The sequence below is a fragment of the Dysgonomonas sp. Marseille-Q5470 genome (genome assembly GCF_951230145.1).
Lineage (GTDB): Bacteria > Bacteroidota > Bacteroidia > Bacteroidales > Dysgonomonadaceae > Dysgonomonas.
In genome coordinates this window covers 692,847-711,546 of sequence record NZ_CATNVE010000001.1, presented here as the reverse complement: position 1 = coordinate 711,546, position 18,700 = coordinate 692,847, and the positions used below count along the sequence as shown (strand labels likewise).

The 18,700-nt window shown below is 39.2% G+C and carries 12 protein-coding genes; 10 read left to right on the top strand and 2 right to left on the bottom strand.

Annotated features, from left to right (window positions below):
- Nucleotides 1-21 precede the first annotated feature (21 nt).
- The 8 genes from hflX (at nt 22) to QOX35_RS02955 (ending at nt 12,703) form a co-directional block, all read left to right on the top strand.
- Nucleotides 22-1,242, top strand: a complete 1,221-nt coding sequence (gene hflX, locus QOX35_RS02990) for a GTPase HflX (RefSeq protein ID WP_135106803.1) — start codon at nt 22-24, stop codon at nt 1,240-1,242.
- 26 nt (nt 1,243-1,268) lie between these two features.
- Nucleotides 1,269-2,108 carry a peptide chain release factor N(5)-glutamine methyltransferase gene (gene prmC, locus QOX35_RS02985; RefSeq protein WP_283685733.1) on the top strand — a complete coding sequence of 280 codons (840 nt, stop codon included), beginning with the start codon at nt 1,269-1,271 and terminating at the stop codon, nt 2,106-2,108.
- Nucleotides 2,109-2,197: 89 nt separating this feature from the next.
- A complete protein-coding gene (locus QOX35_RS02980; protein WP_283685732.1) occupies nt 2,198-2,683 on the top strand; it encodes a regulatory protein RecX in 486 nt (161 codons plus the stop codon).
- A complete protein-coding gene (locus QOX35_RS02975) occupies nt 2,664-3,353 on the top strand; it encodes a ComF family protein (RefSeq protein ID WP_283685731.1) in 690 nt (229 codons plus the stop codon). Before QOX35_RS02980 ends, QOX35_RS02975 begins: the two co-directional genes overlap by 20 nt.
- A 143-nt stretch (nt 3,354-3,496) precedes the next feature.
- Nucleotides 3,497-5,884, top strand: coding sequence for a TonB-dependent receptor (locus QOX35_RS02970; protein ID WP_283685730.1), 2,388 nt, complete (start codon nt 3,497-3,499; stop codon nt 5,882-5,884).
- A 188-nt stretch (nt 5,885-6,072) separates the two neighbouring features.
- Nucleotides 6,073-7,203, top strand: coding sequence for a PepSY-associated TM helix domain-containing protein (locus tag QOX35_RS02965; protein ID WP_283685729.1), 1,131 nt, complete (start codon nt 6,073-6,075; stop codon nt 7,201-7,203).
- Nucleotides 7,204-7,467: 264 nt separating this feature from the next.
- Nucleotides 7,468-10,323: a glycoside hydrolase family 2 protein gene (locus QOX35_RS02960; protein ID WP_283685728.1), complete on the top strand. Its 2,856-nt coding sequence runs from the start codon at nt 7,468-7,470 to the stop codon at nt 10,321-10,323.
- A 127-nt stretch (nt 10,324-10,450) separates the two neighbouring features.
- Nucleotides 10,451-12,703, top strand: coding sequence for a GH92 family glycosyl hydrolase (locus QOX35_RS02955; RefSeq protein WP_283685727.1), 2,253 nt, complete (start codon nt 10,451-10,453; stop codon nt 12,701-12,703).
- Between the two features lie 64 nt (nt 12,704-12,767).
- On the opposite strand, the gene QOX35_RS02950 is transcribed toward QOX35_RS02955, so the two are convergent.
- Nucleotides 12,768-13,973, bottom strand: a complete 1,206-nt coding sequence (locus QOX35_RS02950) for a protoporphyrinogen/coproporphyrinogen oxidase (protein WP_283685726.1) — start codon at nt 13,971-13,973, stop codon at nt 12,768-12,770.
- 284 nt (nt 13,974-14,257) lie between these two features.
- Here QOX35_RS02950 and pyrG point away from each other — a divergent pair, with 284 nt between their 5' ends.
- Both pyrG and yidC read left to right on the top strand, forming a co-directional pair.
- Nucleotides 14,258-15,871 carry a CTP synthase gene (pyrG, locus tag QOX35_RS02945; protein ID WP_283685725.1) on the top strand — a complete coding sequence of 538 codons (1,614 nt, stop codon included), beginning with the start codon at nt 14,258-14,260 and terminating at the stop codon, nt 15,869-15,871.
- A gap of 26 nt (nt 15,872-15,897) precedes the next feature.
- Complete coding sequence (gene yidC / locus QOX35_RS02940; protein ID WP_283685724.1) at nt 15,898-17,850, top strand: membrane protein insertase YidC; 1,953 nt, start codon at nt 15,898-15,900, stop codon at nt 17,848-17,850.
- 76 nt (nt 17,851-17,926) lie between these two features.
- On the opposite strand, the gene bamE is transcribed toward yidC, so the two are convergent.
- Entirely contained in the window at nt 17,927-18,607 is a 681-nt protein-coding gene (gene bamE, locus QOX35_RS02935; RefSeq protein ID WP_283685723.1) for an outer membrane protein assembly factor BamE domain-containing protein, read from the bottom strand.
- Nucleotides 18,608-18,700 lie beyond the last annotated feature (93 nt).

Sequence of the window (18,700 nt, the reverse complement as noted above, 5' to 3'; positions counted from 1 at the left end):
CTTTAGAGATTAAAAGATTATATGAAAGACTTTATTATATCAGAATCAAAAAACGAACAAGCAGTTCTAGTAGGGCTTATCACTCAATACCAAACAGAAGAACAGGTAAAAGAGTACCTCGATGAGCTTGCATTCCTTGCCGAAACGGCGAGTATCGTTCCTGTAAAAAAATTCACACAAAAGCTTGAAAAGGCAAATCCCGTTACCTTCGTAGGGACAGGAAAATTACAGGAAATAAAGCAATATATGGAAGATAATGAGATCGGTCTAGTCATTTTCGATGATGAACTTTCTCCCAAGCAGATAAGGAATATAGAGAAGGAATTGCAAGTGAAAATTCTTGACCGTACAAGCCTCATCCTCGATATATTTGCCATGCGTGCCCAAACTGCTTATGCCAAGACACAGGTAGAACTGGCACAATATCAATATCTGCTTCCACGTTTGACCCGTTTATGGACTCACTTAGACCGTCAACGAGGGGGAGGTGTAATGATGCGTGGTGTGGGAGAAACTCAGTTGGAGACCGACCGCCGTATCATTCTTACCAAGATAGCATTCCTAAAAGAAGAGCTGAAAGGTATTGACAAACAAATGGCTTCTCAGAGAAAAAATAGAGGAAAAATGGTACGTGCAGCCTTAGTAGGATATACCAATGTGGGAAAATCAACCCTTATGACGCTGCTAAGCAAATCGGAAGTTTTTGCGGAAAACAAACTTTTTGCAACATTGGATACGACAGTAAGAAAGGTTATCATCGACAACCTCCCATTTCTGTTATCCGATACTGTAGGTTTTATCCGCAAATTGCCTACTCATCTGGTCGAATCATTTAAGTCTACATTAGACGAGGTAAGAGAGGCTGATCTGTTATTACATGTAGTGGATATCTCTCATCCTAACTTCGAAGAACAAATAGAGGTAGTAAATAAAACATTACTTGAGATAGACAAAGAGGAAAAACCAACTATATTGATTTTTAATAAAGTGGACTCTTTTTCTTATAAACCCAAAGATGAAGATGACTTGACTCCTAAAACAAAGGAAAACATTTCTTTGGAGGAACTTAAAAACTCGTGGATGAACAAAATGCACAACGATTGTATTTTTATTTCGGCTACAGAGAAATTGAATATCGAGGAATTGAAACAGAAGTTGTATGAGAGAATAAAAGCAATCCATATAGAACGCTACCCTTACAACGATTTCCTCTTTCAGAAGTACGACGAAGAAATGGAATAAGGAAGAAAAGAAAATAGTACAGCCTGATGCAAAAAACAATTTCTTATATAAAAGAATATCTAAAAGCGTATTATCCCGAAAGTGAAATTTCGGGATTTATACGTATTATAATAGAACATATAACCAAGCGTTCGTATCCTGAGGCTGTGATATCAGACACAATGTTGACGGAAGAACAAACCTACTTACTGCATTCTATACTATATCGTTTAAAAAACTCGGAACCAATACAGTATATTATTAGTGAAACCGAATTTTTCGGACTTCCATTCCATGTAACAAAGGTTGTATTGATACCCCGCCCCGAAACGGAAGAGCTTGTGGAACTGATTTTGAACGAAAACAAAAAGTCAGGACTAAAAGTACTCGATATTGGCACCGGTAGCGGAGCTATTGCAATAGCATTAGCAAAACATTTAGAAGAAGGATACATCGAAGCATGGGATATATCAGAAGAGGCATTAAAGATCGCAACCCTCAACGCAGAATCAAATGCTGTGGATGTAAACTTCAGAAATGTGGATGTTCTAAAAAATTATCCTACAGACACCAAATTTGATATTATAGTCAGCAATCCTCCTTATATCTTGGAAAAAGAAAAATCCGGAATGGATCAGAATGTTTTGGATTATGAACCACACACTGCACTGTTCGTACCCGACAATAACGGGCTTTTGTTTTATGTCCGGATTGCCGATATTGCCTTAGATCTACTCGAGCCAAACGGCAAATTATACTTCGAAATAAATCAAACGAAAGGACAGAATACAGTAGAATTAGTCAAAAGCAAAGGCTTTATAAACGTTTCACTATTTCAGGATTTAAACAAAAACGACAGAATGGTAAGAGCAGAGATAGACAGATGATGTACTAGATTCTACCAAAACAAAAAACTTTACTACGTTCAGGATAATATTTTTCCTACTTTTGAGTGTTATTATAAAAGTAAGAAAAATTGAAGTTATCCGAACCACAAGCACTCAACCGTGTCGCAGCCTATTGTTCCAGAGCCGAACGATCTGAATTTTCCGTACGCAAAAAACTACTTGCATGGGAATTACCTCCCGATGCTATAGAACGAATTATAGACAGGCTAAGGAAAGAGAAATACCTTGACAACACACGTTTTGCAAGAAGCTTTATCAACGATAAATTAAAGTTCAACAAATGGGGAAAGACCAAAATCATTTTTGAACTCAGAAAACTTAATATTTCCGAATCGATTTACAACCCGATCTTGGAAGACCTTGCAGGAGATGAATTCGAAAAACAACTGATGCATATCCTCTCGATAAAAGAAAAATCAGTAAAGGCAAAGAATGACTATGATAAGAAAACCAAGCTAATACGCTTTGCTTTGGGGCGAGGCTTCTCAATGGATTTGTGTATCAAATGTGTAGATAAAATCTTAGGCGGTACTTATGAAGACAATATTTCATAATTTTCTCGATCTCTTTTTCCCGAGCCTCTGTGTTGTCTGCAAGGAGCGATTGAGCGAAGGAGAGCAGCACATTTGTACCGACTGCCTACTGCTCATACCCAAAACGAATTTCCATCTGCAACCCGACAATCGTCTGGAACAGTTTTTCGCCGGACGCTTTCCCTTCCAACATATTGCCGCTTTTGCCTATTTTGTAAAAGGAGGCAGCATACAGCACATTATTCATGAATTGAAATATAACGGAAACCCTCACATCGGCACATTCATTGGTGAACTATGTGGAGAAAATATAAAAAACAGCGATTTTATTTCTTCTATAGACATGCTGGTACCTGTTCCACTTCATCCAAAACGTCAAAAAGGAAGAGGATACAATCAGTCGCTTGAAATATGCAAAGGGATTTCACACATAACCGGAATACCTATTAATAGTGATACCCTGCTACGAAAAGTAAATAATCCTTCACAAACAAAAAATGCCCGCTTCGACCGTTGGAAAAACGTAGAAGATATCTTCCATGTGGTAATCCCGGAAACCTTCGCCAACAAACACATCCTATTAGTGGATGATATTATTACAACAGGCTCTACCCTCGAATCATGTGCTAAAGAGATCTTGAAATGCACAAATAGTAAAATAAGTATCTACAGCGTAGGCACCGCTAACTAGCCCCGAAGCCTCCAATCCCTATTTATTGCTATATACAGGTTAAAATTTCATTATATATTGTGATTGTGCGAGAGTACAATTATAAAGACCTTTGCCGTCGAATAATTTTATCTATTAACGTATAAACTATATATATATCAACTATGAAGAAGATCATTACTCTATTTCTTTTTCTAATCATAGGCATTACAATTGTTAGTGCTCAAGTTATAAAAGGAAGGGTACTCGACGAAAATGGAGATCCTATAGCATCTGCTACTGTAGCGATCAAAGAATTACAAAAAGGCGTATCTACTGACGAATCAGGAAAATTTAGATTTACAAACCTCCCTAAAAGGGAACTTACTCTGGTAGTAAGCTTTGTAGGATACAATAACAATGAAAAGAAAGTAGACCTAAAAAATAATGAAGAATTTCATATCCAGTTTGATATGATTTCGAATGCAAACCTAAGCGAGATTGAAGTATTCGGCGAACGATACAAGCAACCCGAAAAGCTTGATGCTATCACACGTATGCCATTACGCCCTAGCGAACAGATACAAAGTATATCTGTAATTTCCGATAAGGTAATCGCTGAACAAGGAGCCCTTACTATTACAGATGCAGTAAGAAATGTGCCGGGTGTAACACTGTTTGGTTCTTACGGTGGCGTAAAAGAAAGTATGTCACTTCGCGGGTTTCGCGGAATTCCTGTTCTGAAGAACGGTGTAAGAACAGACTCTCAGTTCCAAACTGCTTCGATACAGACTGACATGATGGGTGTGGAGAGCATACAAGTTATAAAAGGGTCTGCGGCTATCACTCAAGGTGTTATAACTGACTTAGGTAATGCCGGAGGTGTAATAAACGTAGTTACTAAAACGCCTAAATTTGTAAATGGAGGTGAAGTTGGAGTACGTGTAGGCAGCTGGGGACAGGTTCGTCCGACATTCGATGTACAAACTGTTCTAGATAGTAAAAACACAATCGCTTTCCGTCTAAACGGAGCTTATGAGCGTGCTGATAATTACAGAGCAATAGTATCTTCAAATAAGGTATATATTAATCCATCGTTAGAATGGCGGCCGGATGACAAAACAACTGTAACATTGGAACTGGACTATATGAATGAAAACAGAACTCCGGTAACAAGTACAGTAAATCTCGCAGGAGCCGACAAAGAAGCTCTGTATGACATGCCTTACAGTAAGTTTTTAGGATTTAGAGAAGATAATACCAACAGCAAAACTTTAAGTTATGCTGCGCGTATCACTCGTCAACTAGCTGATAAAATCAGTTTAAGAGCTGCTTATTTCAATTCGTCTTATAATGTGGATAACACATCCACCGGATTAAGCGCCCTTAAAAGCCGCCCTACAGATTACAATATCAAACAACGCGCTATTTCACGTAATTTGCGTGATGATAAAAACTCAACATTCCAATTAGATTTCGTTGGAAAGGATGTATACACAGGTTCGATAAAACATACATTCCAGGTCGGCTTCGACTACAGAATTGCGGATGCTACCACAACAAACCTGGGCTCAATGGTCGTAGATACGATTGACGTATTAGCTAATAAAATTCCAAATGATGTTCCTTCAAAATTGGCATTGAAAGGAGCCAGTGATCCCGTACAGGCTAAATATACAACGTACGGAATCATGGCGCAGGAGGTGATGACAATAAATGAATACCTCAAAGTTATACTTGGTCTTCGTTACAGTTCTATCTCTACGATCAATGCTACTGCAGGAACAACGACAGGCGACGCATGGAATCCGATGTTAGGTTTGATGGTTACCCCTATCAAAAATGTAAATATATTCGGATCTTATACCACCAGCACCAGCCTGAGATCCGCAGCGCAAATCCTAACCGACAGCGTAACGCAGGCCGGTCCATCGACAACAAAACAATGGGAAGTCGGATTCAAATCGGATTGGCTAGACAACAGGCTGCGCTTCAATTTTACATATTTCAACATCAAAACAGAAAACCTGACCAATGCTGCATATATAGAAGGTACGAATACCCCAACCAACTATTACTATAAAGCAGGGACATTGAAAAGAGAGGGTATAGAAGTGGAACTAAACGGACGAATCTTAAACAACCTGCAAGTAATGCTAGGATATGCTTACCTGAATGCCAGATATACAGACAGCCCTTCATATGTAAACGGGTCAGCTCCGATGAATGCACCAAAGCATACAGCTAACGGATGGATATACTATACAGTTGACAGAGGAGCAGTTAAAGGTTTATCCATCGGAGTAGGTACATACTATGTAGGAAAACGCCCTGTTAATGAGTACAGTCTTGCTCCTGATGGACATGGCTCTCCGATTGGTGTAAAACCATTTGATATGCCTGCCTATACAACAGTAAATGCACAGGTAGCATATACATACAAGAAAGTAACGGCACGCGTGTTCTTCAATAATATATTTGACGAGCTTGGATACAATTCATATTTCCGTGGAGGCTACATCAACCAGATCGACCCTCGCAATTTTGCAGGAGTAGTATCTTATCGCTTTTAATCACTATTTATTGTGATTGAACGACACAAATATCATCATTTATTGTGATTGTAAGATAGTATTAAAACACCGATCTTTGTAATGATGATAGTTTAAAGAATTACTTAACTTTGATGATAGTTTGATTCCGGTGTCTTAGCAGTGCTAACTCACCGGAATTTTTCTTTATAAACGCTTAATAATAGTATATGAGACCATTCTTAAAAAAACTCCATAAATGGCTTTCCCTTCCTGTAGGAATCATAATAACAATTGTTTGCCTTACAGGAGCGATTCTTGTTTTTCAGGACGAGATATTAGAGCTATCCAATCCCTCTCACTACTTTGTAGATGAGGTAAAGGAAAAGCCTATGCCGTTGGAAGAGCTCATCCCAAAAGTAAACGCTCAATTAGATAGTAATTCTGTAGCAAGTGTACAGATATCTGACGACCCCAAGCGCACTTACCGCATGACCTTAGCCGAAGGATTCAGGATCACCGCATTTGTCAACCAGTATACCGGAGAAGTGACGGGAATGTATAAATTTCAGGAAAGCCCCTTCTATACCATCATGGTACTACACCGCTGGCTGATGGATGGTAGCCGCACATGGGGTAAATATACGGTAGGAATCTCTACGCTCATTTTCGTATTCATCCTTATCTCCGGGGTTATTGTCTGGATGCCGAAAAGATGGAATAGAAGCCGCTTCAAAATTCAATTCAGAAAAGGGCGCAAACGCCTCTTCTACGATATGCACAACGTACTCGGAGTATATGCTTGTTTAGTATTACTTATCTGCGCACTTACAGGCATGGTTTGGTCGTTCGAATGGTATCGAAATGGATTGTTCAGGCTCTTTGGTGTCGAAATCGCCGAATCCGGAGGACATGGAGGCGGAAGAGGTGCACGTGGTGGTGGTCGTGGCGGACAACAGGAAGAAAAGAAAGAATTGAATGTAGCTAATTGGCAAACGGTATTCAATTCTTTACAGACATCAAATCCTGATTATGAGTATATACGGGTGCAAGATGGCTCCGCAGCGGTTCACCTGAAATCATCTGTTACATCACGAGCTACAGACCAATACAAGTTTGACAAAAAAACAGGAGAGATCACAGCTACAACCTTATTTAAGGATCAGGAAGGCACTACCAAAATATGGGCTTGGGTGTATTCTCTCCATGTAGGAAACTATTGGGGGATATGGTCAAAAATATTCACCTTTATATTCGCCCTTATCGGGGCAAGCCTTCCACTGACAGGTTACTACATCTTTTTTGTGAAAAGAAAAAACAAAAAAACGGTACGGAAAAGAAAAGAAATAAAAATCGCTTAATTGCATAATTTCGACAAGGGAGTAATATAAATTACTCCCTTTTTTGTTTCACTCACCGTCCATTTTACCATTATTATATAAATGACTGATCTACACATCACCAAAAAATATTACCTTTGTCCACTAGGGCAAGAGCACTTCTAATTGTTATTATTTAGAATAGCATTATTCCGACACACTAGAAATATTGCATTGCTTTATTGAGGGATCTTATCCTCTAAAATAATGATGAAATATAATTTATAACCTATTAATACCTTACTTATGTTCAATAAAAGACATTCGAAATTCTATGTAAGTTTGATGATATTAATGCTAATGTCATTGGTACAAATCAACGCTCAAGATTTTATTCCGGGGCAACTCTGGACAGGCTTGAAGCAACCACAACCCCAATCTGAATTACCTAAAGGAAAAGCCCCCTTTCAAACATTGGAAAGAGTCGCAAAAAGGAATATACCAACAGCCCTTGTCCCTGTACAAAGCGGAGAATGGATTATCTCGGACGGATGGGAAATGACAGACGGAAAAACAGCAATGGCGTCGAACAAATCTATTTTCGACCCTCAATATAGCACTTCTGCATGGTATAATGCAACTGTTCCGGGTACAGTGCTTATCACTCTTGTCAATCAAGGAGTGTACGCCGACCCTTATTTCGGGCTGAATAATATGAATATACCTGAATCGCTAAGTCGCACCGACTGGTGGTACAGATGTAAGTTTACAGTGCCAAAAGATATTGAAGGCAACCAACTGCGCTTACTTTTCAATGGCATCAACTACAAAGCGGATATATACCTCAACGGAAAAAGCCTGGGAGATATGAAAGGTGCTTTTATCCGGGGTGAGTTTAATATAACAGATCTTGTAAATAAAAATGGAGAAAACATCCTTGCTGTTCATGTTTTTCCTCCACACAATCCGGGTATCCCTCACGAACAATCTATGATTGCCGGACAGGGACTAAACGGAGGAGTACTCAGTACAGATGGACCTACATTTATCTCTTCGATAGGATGGGACTGGATTCCAGGAATACGTGACCGTAACACGGGCATCTGGCAAGATGTAAGACTAAAAGTCGGGGGCGATATCATTATCGGTGATCCTCTTGTAACCACAGATATTTTACTTCCCGATACGACACAAGCCAAAATATCAATAAAAAATATTGTAAGAAATATTACCTCTAAAACTGTCAATGGTACGCTAACGGCTAAAATTGAAAATATAAACATATCGCTACCTTTTACGTTGGCTGCGAACGAAGAAAAAGAGATAACATTTACTCCGGAGCAGTTTAAAGAACTGAATATAAAAAACCCACGTTTGTGGTGGCCAAACGGTTACGGGAGGCCTGAGTTATATAATCTGGAATTAACCGTACAGGCAAATAATAAAGTATCGGACACAAAATTCCTGAAATTTGGGATAAGAGAAATGTCGTACGAACTGATGGTAAACGACAACAGCCAAAACAAGCGGGTTCTTTATACTCCGAATGAAACAGTAAATAAAGGAAAACCGGTATTCGACTATATTAATCGTGTTGCATTCACCAAAGACAACAACCTTCCTACTATTGCTAAGGATGCAGACACCTCCGGGTTACAGCCTCTATCGAGCGATGATCCTGTAGGTCCATTTTTTGCGATAAGAGTAAACGGAGTAAGAATTTTTTGCCGTGGTGGCAACTGGGGAATGGACGATGGCATGAAACGTGTATCAAGAGAACGTCTTGAACCATATATCAGACTGCACAAAGATGCAAACTTCAACATTATTCGCAACTGGACAGGAGAAACAACCGAAGAGGATTTCTACGCATTATGCGACGAATACGGTATGCTTGTATGGAATGACTTCTGGATTACAACGGACGATACGGTAGAACCTAGCGATTTTCCTCTATTTGTGAAAAATGCGACAGATGCAGTTCGTCGCTTCCGCAATCACCCATCTATAGCAGTGTGGTGTCCTCGCAACGAAGGATTTGCTCCTAAACAATTAGAAGAGAGCATCTCTGCAATGATGGCTAAAGAAGACCCTACACGCCACTATCACGGACAATCTCGCTTCTTGAATATGGGAACCAGTGGCCCTTGGGGATACTTCAAAGACCCATCCAAATATTATACCGAGAATGCGAAAGGATTCAATACCGAAATGGGAAGCTATGCAATCCCTACGGCAAATACAATCCGTAAATTTATTGCACCGGAAGACCAGTGGCCTATCAATGATGTATGGGCTTATCACGATCTGCACCATACGACTCAGAATTTCGGAGACTTTATCAATGCAGTAGACCGCTATGGAAAAGCAGAAAGCATGGAAGATTTTTCACGCAAATCGCAATTTGTAACTTACGATGCATGGCGCAATATGCTCGAAGCATGGAACAGCAAAATGTGGAACAATACCACAGGACTTATCCTTTGGATGAGCCACCCGGCATGGCCAAGTATGATATGGCAAACATATACTTACGATTACGAAACACCGGGATCTTATTTCGGAGCAAAAAAAGCATGCGAGCCTATTCACATACAAATGAATTTGCCAGAAAATGATGTTATGATTATTAATACAACATTGAATGATTACAAGTCTGTAACTGCCGGTCTGCGTTTCATCGATCTTCAAGGAAAAGAATTATATAAGAAGAATATAAAACTGGATGCAAAAGCAAACTCAGCAACTAAATGTTTTGTTCCCGAAAAAGGAAATAACTTACCTCAGTTGTATCTGGCACGCCTTGAATTAAAAGATGCAAAAGGGAAAGTACTATCAATCAATGATTACTGGATGACAAATGGAGATAAAAAATCATACGAAGCCATAAATACGTTACCGTCGACAACAGTAATTATTAAAACGATCAGCAGCAAAGGTAAAACATGGGTAGAAGTATCAAATCCCTCGAAAACATTAGCAGTTGCGGTAAAACTAAATGTAGTGGACAAAAACTCTAAAGAGATATTACTCCCTGCTTACTTCTCTGATGGATATATTAACTTGCTAGGCGGAGAAAAAAGATTAGTAGAATTGGATATACCTAAAAGTATCACCAACTACAACATCGTAGCTGAAGGCTACAATACAAAAAGTAAATAATAATTTATCTAGTATTAGATAATAAATGTAACACAAAAGGTGACAAATAAGAATGAGTGAAAACCTGTTACTTTTGTCACCTTTTTTAGATAATACCCTGTCACCCAGCGTGACAAAAAATAAACAAATGAAAAAAATACTATTAACAATAAGCATAGCACTTGCAACAGCCAGCCTGTATGCTCAAACAGATCCTGTTGACTATGTAAATCCATTTATAGGAACAACAAACTACGGAACAACGAACCCCGGAGCGATGTGTCCTCAAGGATTTATGTCGGTAACACCATTCAATGTAATGGGCTCTCCCGAAAACAAAAGAGACAAAGACACCGGATGGTGGTCTACTCCCTATTCGTACGACAATAGCGTATTTACCGGTTATGCGCATGTCAACCTCAGTGGTGTGGGATGCCCCGATATGAGTAGTCTACTCTTGATGCCTATAAGCGGCGAGCTGGAAGTAGATTATAAAAAATACGGGAGTAAGTACAAAGATGAAAAAGCAACTCCGGGATATTATACTAATTTCCTGACCAAGTACAATATCAAAACCGAAGTTAGTGCAACACCTCGAGTAGGTATAGCCCGTTTCACATTTCCCAAAGGACAGAATCATATTTTACTAAATCTAGGAGAAGGTCTTACAAACGAAACAGGCGCGATGGTTCGCAAAGTAAGCGACACGGAAATAGAAGGAACGAAACTACTTGGAACATTCTGTTATACTCAGAATCAGGCTGTATTCCCTATTTACTTTGTGATGCGTGTAAGCAAAGCTCCACAAAAATCGGGTTACTGGAAATTCCAACGCCCCGGAGGAGACTGGGAAAAAGATTGGAACAAAGATGCAGGAACATATAAGATTTATACAAAATACGAAAAAGAAATAGCCGGCGATGATGTAGGAGCTTATTTCACTTTCGACTGCGCAGAAGGAGAAACAGTAGAAGTGCAAATGGGAGTTTCTTTTGTTAGCATGGAAAATGCACGCCAGAATCTCGAGAAAGAACAACCAAAACCAGACTTCAATGCTATCCGACTTGCAGCACGCAAAATGTGGAACGACGACCTCTCACGCATCCTTGTAGAAGGAGGCACAGAAGACCAAAAGGTAGTATTCTACACAGGGCTTTACCACATGCTTATCCACCCGAATATTTTACAAGATGTAAACGGACAATATCCGGCAATGGAAAGCTCGGAGATAAAAACAACAAAAGAAAACCGCTATACCGTATATTCATTGTGGGATACATACCGCAACCTGCACCAGATGATGACCCTCTTATATCCGGATCGTCAGTTGCAGATGGTACGCACGATGATAGATATGTATAAAGAGTCGGGCTGGATGCCAAAATGGGAATTATATTCTCGCGAATCGCTAACGATGGAGGGTGACCCTGCCATCCCTGTAATTACAGACACATGGATGAAAGGATTAAGAGATTTTGATATCAATACAGCATACGAAGCTTTTATAAAGTCTGCAACCACTCCGGGACCTCAAAACTTACTTCGTCCCGATAATGATGATTATATGAAACTAGGCTACGTACCATTAAGAGAAAAATATGACAACTCTGTTTCTCATGCCTTAGAGTATTATATGGCAGACTGGACATTGGCCGAATTGGCAAACTCTTTGGGCAAAAAAGAAGATGCAGAAAAGTTTTATAAACGTTCGCTAGGCTATAAGCATTACTACAGCAAAGAATATGGTACATTCAGACCAATCTTGCCTAACGGAGAATTCTTAACTCCTTTCAGCCCGTTACAAGGTGCGAATTTTGAGCCTAATCCGGGTTTCCATGAAGGGAATGCGTGGAATTATACATTTGCTGTTCCGCACGATATCCCGGGACTTATCAAATTGATGGGAGGCAAGAAAAGCTTTGTAGATAAGCTACAAGCTGTATTCGACAATGGTTATTTCGATGTAACAAATGAGCCTGACATACACTATCCGTACCTGTTTAGCCAGATAAAAGGAGAAGAATGGCGCACACAAAAGCTTGTTAAAGAGATACTAGCCAAGCATTTCACGAATACGCCGGGAGGACTTCCGGGCAATGATGATACAGGTACTATATCGGGTTGGGCTGTATTCAGCATGATGGGCATGTATCCCGAATGTCCGGGAAAACCAGACTATACACTAACGACTCCTACATTCAGTAAAATAACAATCAAACTCGATCCTAAGTATTATAAGTCGGATAAGGTTGTTATCAATGTGATTAAACCTCAGGATGTAGCGGCAAATTATATAAAAGAAGTGAGAGTTGACGGCAAAACATTGAATGGATATGCTCTATCTCATGATGCGTTGACAGGAGCTAAAGAAATTACCTACATACTGAAACCAAGTAAATAAGATACAATATCATTCTAAGGGAGTGAAGAAGGATATTCTTCACTCCCTTTAGATTTATAAAGAATTACAAGTTGCTCTTAAATCTCTCAAATTCATTCTTAGACTTGTTCACACAATCTTCCAAAGACAAACCGTAGTAGTAATTGCCCAACAGATAAACACTATCGTTCTTTCGCATAGCCTGTACTTTCTCATCCATATGCAAATGATCCAATCGCATTGCTGGCAAACTATGTTCTATGAATGAAGTCTCTATTATATCAGATTGTTGAATATTCAACACGCTACATATTAGCTCCAGCTTTTCTTTCTCTGATTTTTTGCCTTTCTCAAAGTGAAAAGTAAAGCTTCTATACTCGCCATTCTCTATCAGATCTCTGGATACTGCTGAAAGGAAGTCGTCTGACAAAGGAATTATACCTGCTATTTCTTTCAACTCTATTTTATCTTTCTTTATGGTAATGTTCAAAGATTCGGAAGCAAATATCGGGATGGAGGATAACAATCCGGCTAACTCCGGTTCTATATCCTTCAGCAGACTAGAGCTCACTTTCGGATTTGCCGCCATAGCAATATTTCGTGCATAAAAGATTTGCCCGTTTGCTGTTAAAAGCAAAAAGACATCGCCTTCTTTCTTTATATCAATGACTTCACTTAAAGTATTGACTTCAAGATCTCCACTCTCTACTACTGCATTGATAAACGACGATAAGCCACCTTTGAATGTAAAGCGTCGTGAAATATCCTTTTCTCTTTTGTCTCTCTTTTTAAGAAATATTTCCGCAGGATAATCATCCGCCGGTTGACAGATCACAGCTTTGAAAGCATTGGTAAACAACCTGTCATAATTAGAAGCCCCTACGATAGGACGAAAATATTCGCGGGTAGTTTTCCCGGCTTTGTCTGAAAAGAAATACTTCGGAAAGTGAAGTAGACATGATAGCTTGGATACTTCCGACATAATACTTTTTATCTTACCCGATGCATGGAGCACATAACTGAATTTTCCGAGAGGTACTATTATATCTGTTCTTCGTATTTCTTTCACGATAGACAACAGGCTGGTATATGAATTGTAGCAGGTATGGGACCCAAGCTCGTACCAGAAGTCTGGTTGAACAGAAAGATGTCCTGTCTGCAATTGCCCTCCGGTATTCTTATTTTTCTCCAAGACCAATACGGCTTTACCTTCTTTTTTCAGATAGTGTGCAAAAGTAACCCCACTTATGCCCCCTCCTACAACGATACAATCATATACTTTTTGGCTCATGCTCTTCATTTTTTTACTCTATACAAATATACAAGGAATGTATGGAATAATGATATTTTACATTCCAACCCTACCCTCAAAAAAGCTATTCAATATTACCTATTTATACTTTAGGCATTTTTCACCTCTCCTAATAGACTGCAAGTCAAAACCAAAGAGATAAATTCTTTAATAATTATTTTCATTTTAAGGATTCGACTACTCTTATTTTGCAATGAGTATCCAAATATTTTTCTTACTTTTGTCCTTTCTTTTTAGAGTCTAAAAAAATAAAACGTAAAGTCGTGGCTAATACGAAGTATATATTTGTTACAGGAGGAGTCATATCTTCCTTAGGTAAAGGTATTATAGCATCCTCACTAGGTAAACTACTACAAGCCAGAGGTTATAAAGTAACTATCCAGAAATTAGACCCCTACATCAACATCGACCCCGGTACACTAAACCCTTACGAGCATGGCGAATGCTATGTAACCGTTGACGGACATGAAGCCGATCTCGATTTGGGACACTATGAAAGATTTCTGAATCAGCCTACACATAAAGATAACAACATCACCACAGGACGCATCTATCAGAATGTGATCAACAAAGAAAGAAAAGGTGATTATCTGGGTAAAACTGTTCAGATCGTACCTCATATCACAGATGAGATTAAGCGCAACATTAAAATGTTGGGCACAAAATACAACTATGATTTTGTTATTACCGAAATTGGTGGTACAGTAGGTGACATAGAGTCACTTCCTTTTATAGAGAGCGTACGCCAGTTGCGTTGGGAACTAGGCAAAAACTGCCTGTGTGTACACCTTACTTATGTTCCTTATATTGCAGCAGCAAAAGAGGTGAAAACAAAACCGACACAGCACTCCGTAAAACAATTACAATCGGAAGGGGTACAGCCCGACATGCTTGTTCTGCGTACCGAACATCCGTTGAATAAAGATATATTACGTAAGGTTGCTCTATTTTGTAATGTAGAAGTAGACGCTGTGGTACAGTCTGTCGATGTATCTACTATTTATGAAGTTCCACTCAAGATGCAGGAACAGAATATGGACGAAATAGTTCTTCGTAAATTAGGAATGCCAATAGGAGAAAAACCTGAAATGCAACCTTGGCGTGACTTCTTAAGCAAGAAAAAACATGCCAAAAGTACAATTAAAATTGGACTGGTAGGTAAGTATGTTGAGCTACCCGATGCATACAAATCTATCAACGAATCGTTGCTGCAAGCGGCAACATATAACGAACATAAGCTCGACCTCCACTTTATACTATCTGACAAACTGACCGAAGAGAATATAGAGAAAACACTGTCATCAATGGATGGCATACTTATTGCTCCGGGATTTGGACAAAGAGGAATGGAAGGTAAAATCCATGCATTAAAATATGCCCGCGAACATGACGTTCCTACATTTGGAGTTTGTCTGGGTATGCAATGTATGGTTGTTGAATTCGCTCGTAATGTATTAGGACTTGAAGAAGCCAATTCTACCGAGATGAACAATCATACTCCATTTAAGGTGATAGACCTGATGGAAGAGCAAAAGAATATCACCAATATGGGAGGCACAATGCGTCTTGGAGCATATAAATGCGAATTGGAAAAAGGTTCTCTTGTATACAAAGCTTATGGCAAAAAGATGATAGAAGAACGTCATCGCCATCGCTTTGAATTCAATAACGATTTCAGAGAAGACTTTGAAAAAAATGGAATGAAGTGCACAGGAATCAATCCAGAAATGGATCTTGTGGAAGTGGTAGAAGTTCCCGGAAAAAAATGGTACTTAGGCGTACAATTCCATCCGGAATATAATAGCACAGTTGTTTCACCCAATCCATTGTTTTTAAGCTTTATAAAAGCCGTTGTAGATAATAAAGAAAAAAAATAAGAAAGGAATAAAACATATAATTATAAATGGACAAGAATACGATTACCGGGTTTATCCTGATCGCAGCCGTAATTATTGGATTCACATTATTGAGTAGGCCTTCGTCGGAAGACATCGAACGCCAGAAGCAACAGCGCATAAAAGATTCTATCGAATATGCTCAAACTCTACAACGTGAGCAAGAAAATAAAATAGACACCTCTGTAGTTGAAAAAAAGACCGAGAAGATTGACGATTTCTTCAGTGCTTCCGCTCAGCAAAGCGACTCTACTGTAGCAGTTACAGACTCGCTTCCATCAGCAGAACAAAAACAAGAACAATTCATAACCCTTGAAAACAGCAAACTAAAAGCTACATTTTCTACCAAAGGAGGACGAATGGTTCGTGTTCAGCTTAAGGACTACATGAGCTACAACAGAGACGACAAGAAGAATACGGACTCTCTTTACCTGTTCAACAATGATGCCGACTTTACCTTATTGCTGACCAACAAGCAACAGAAGGTTTTGAGTACAGGCAAATTGATATTTACTCCTATACAAAAAGAAGGTGACAACTCGCTGATCATGCGCTATGCATACTCAGACAGCCAGTATATCGATTTTGTGTACAAACTGGCTGATGACGACTACATGATGAAATACGACATCAATATGGTAGGCATGCAGCCGATGCTAGCCCGCACCTATAACGATGTATTCGAGATGAAGTGGTCACAGAGAATGCGCAGACAAGAGAAAAGCGTGAAGAACGAACAGCGTTATTCTCATCTCACTTACAAATATGTGGGTGGCGATGTGAAGGAAATGAGCAGTGATAAAAATGAAGAAATAGAAGTTAAAGAGCCTGCAAAATGGATCGCCTTCAAAAATCAGTTCTTTGCTCCAATCCTAATTGCTGATGACAAAATAGAGACGGCTCTCCTTAACTCGAAAGTTTTACAAACGGACGAAAATAGCGAGTATCTGAAAAGCTTTGAAGCAACACTATATGTACCTGCAAAACCAGGAGCAGCACCAGAGAGCATCACAGCAGGATTCTCTTACTACCTAGGACCAATGTCTTACTCTTTGTTGAAGAACTATGACAGTAATGTTAAAGACGCAAACAAAGAACTGGATTTAGACAAACTGGTTCCACTGGGTTGGACTTTATTCCGTTGGGTTAATCAATACTTTATAGTTCCTATATTTAATTTATTGAGCAATACTGGACTATCTATGGGTATTGTAATCTTACTACTAACAATCATTGTTAAATTAGTAATTTCCCCTCTGACATACAAGTCATTTATGTCTTCTGCCAAAATGCGTGTTCTACGCCCTCAGGTAGAAGAAATAAACGAGAAGTATCCGAAGCAGGAACAAGCGATGGAAAAACAACAGGCTACAATGGCTCTCTATAGCAAGGCGGGGGTCAATCCGATGAGTGGCTGCGTACCGATGCTGCTTCAGATGCCGATATTGATCGCCTTGTTCTCGTTCTTCCCTAATGCGATAGAATTGCGTCAACAAAGCTTCTTGTGGGCTACCGATTTATCAACTTATGATGCCATCTTTGAATGGAAAAATCATATCCCATTGATCGGAACTCATATCAGTCTATTCTGTATTCTGATGACCATTACGAATATCATCTATACAAAGTTCAATATGGAGATGACCAATACCGGACAACAACAAATGCCGGGTATGAAATGGATGATGTATCTGATGCCGCTTATATTCTTGTTTATGTTGAATGACTATCCGTCAGGACTTACATATTATTACTTCCTTTCACTATTAATTACAATATTGCTTACTATTGCTTTCCGTTACATTATCAACGAAGAAAAAGTTTTAGCTAAGTTGGAAGCAAATAAAGCTAAGCCGAAAAAGAAATCTGGCTTTATGGCACGTCTGGCAGAAGCTCAACGTATACAACAGCAACAGCTGAACGAGAGAAACAAATCGAACAGTACAAAGAAGAAAAGATAATATAAACGTCACTAAATAAAAAGAGACTAATTCCTATACAGAATCAGTCTCTTTTTTTGTATCCGTAATCTTTAGATTATCTTTCTCTTGTTGCGCTTGAAGAACTACTTTCTTCTGTTTTTTTCTCTGCACTTCTTCCACTACTCTTATCGTTTGTGTTGGCTGGTCTTCCGCTAGTAGATGTAGATGAACGAGTACTTTCGTTTGGTCTTGCTGCCGGACGCTCATTGGATGGACGTTCGTTCGATGGACGCTCAGGCCTTGTTGGCTCATTAGGCGTACCAGGTCTACCCGAACTGGAATTTCCGGGACGAGTTGCTTCTCCCGGACGACTAGGACGACCGGAGCTTGAGTTTCCGGGACGATCTGTTTCAGGACGGCTAGGGCGACTAGGTCTGCTTGGACGACTAGGACGACTAGGACGATCGATATAGATAGGTCTGCCATAGTCCGGTAATATCATCGGAGGAGCCGGAGCTATATATTCTACATCCTCGTATAAGAATTCATACCCTACAAGATAGTCATCAATAAATTCCAAAGCATAAACCTCATTTCTTGGGGTTCTGTATTCCAAAACCTCCTGATATCCATTCTGCGTATTATTCACGGCTAATATGCGGCTAGGATCACCAACAGCTTGCACCACCTGCTCTTTTGTCATACCCGTTCTCAATTTACTTAAATCAAGAGTCTTAAACATCCCACAAGAGATAAATACAACAGATATAATCAAAAACGAAATCAGTTTTTTCATCTTTAATAGTTTTGTTTCGTTATTATCATTAATACTTATAATAGATTAAACAATATTTTGAGTCTGAGAGTTCTTTAAATACATCAAAAAGAA

What these genes read in the sequence shown, in the direction of transcription:
- yidC (WP_283685724.1), top strand. Translation starts at nt 15,898, where the DNA reads ATGGACAAGAATACGATTACCGGGTTTATCCTGATCGCAGCCGTAATT.
- QOX35_RS02970 (WP_283685730.1), top strand. Translation starts at nt 3,497, where the DNA reads ATGAAGAAGATCATTACTCTATTTCTTTTTCTAATCATAGGCATTACA.
- QOX35_RS02950 (WP_283685726.1), bottom strand. Translation starts at nt 13,973, where the DNA reads ATGAGCCAAAAAGTATATGATTGTATCGTTGTAGGAGGGGGCATAAGT.
- QOX35_RS02975 (WP_283685731.1), top strand. Translation starts at nt 2,664, where the DNA reads ATGAAGACAATATTTCATAATTTTCTCGATCTCTTTTTCCCGAGCCTC.
- hflX (WP_135106803.1), top strand. Translation starts at nt 22, where the DNA reads ATGAAAGACTTTATTATATCAGAATCAAAAAACGAACAAGCAGTTCTA.
- prmC (WP_283685733.1), top strand. Translation starts at nt 1,269, where the DNA reads ATGCAAAAAACAATTTCTTATATAAAAGAATATCTAAAAGCGTATTAT.
- bamE (WP_283685723.1), bottom strand. Translation starts at nt 18,607, where the DNA reads ATGAAAAAACTGATTTCGTTTTTGATTATATCTGTTGTATTTATCTCT.
- QOX35_RS02960 (WP_283685728.1), top strand. Translation starts at nt 7,468, where the DNA reads ATGTTCAATAAAAGACATTCGAAATTCTATGTAAGTTTGATGATATTA.
- QOX35_RS02965 (WP_283685729.1), top strand. Translation starts at nt 6,073, where the DNA reads ATGAGACCATTCTTAAAAAAACTCCATAAATGGCTTTCCCTTCCTGTA.
- QOX35_RS02955 (WP_283685727.1), top strand. Translation starts at nt 10,451, where the DNA reads ATGAAAAAAATACTATTAACAATAAGCATAGCACTTGCAACAGCCAGC.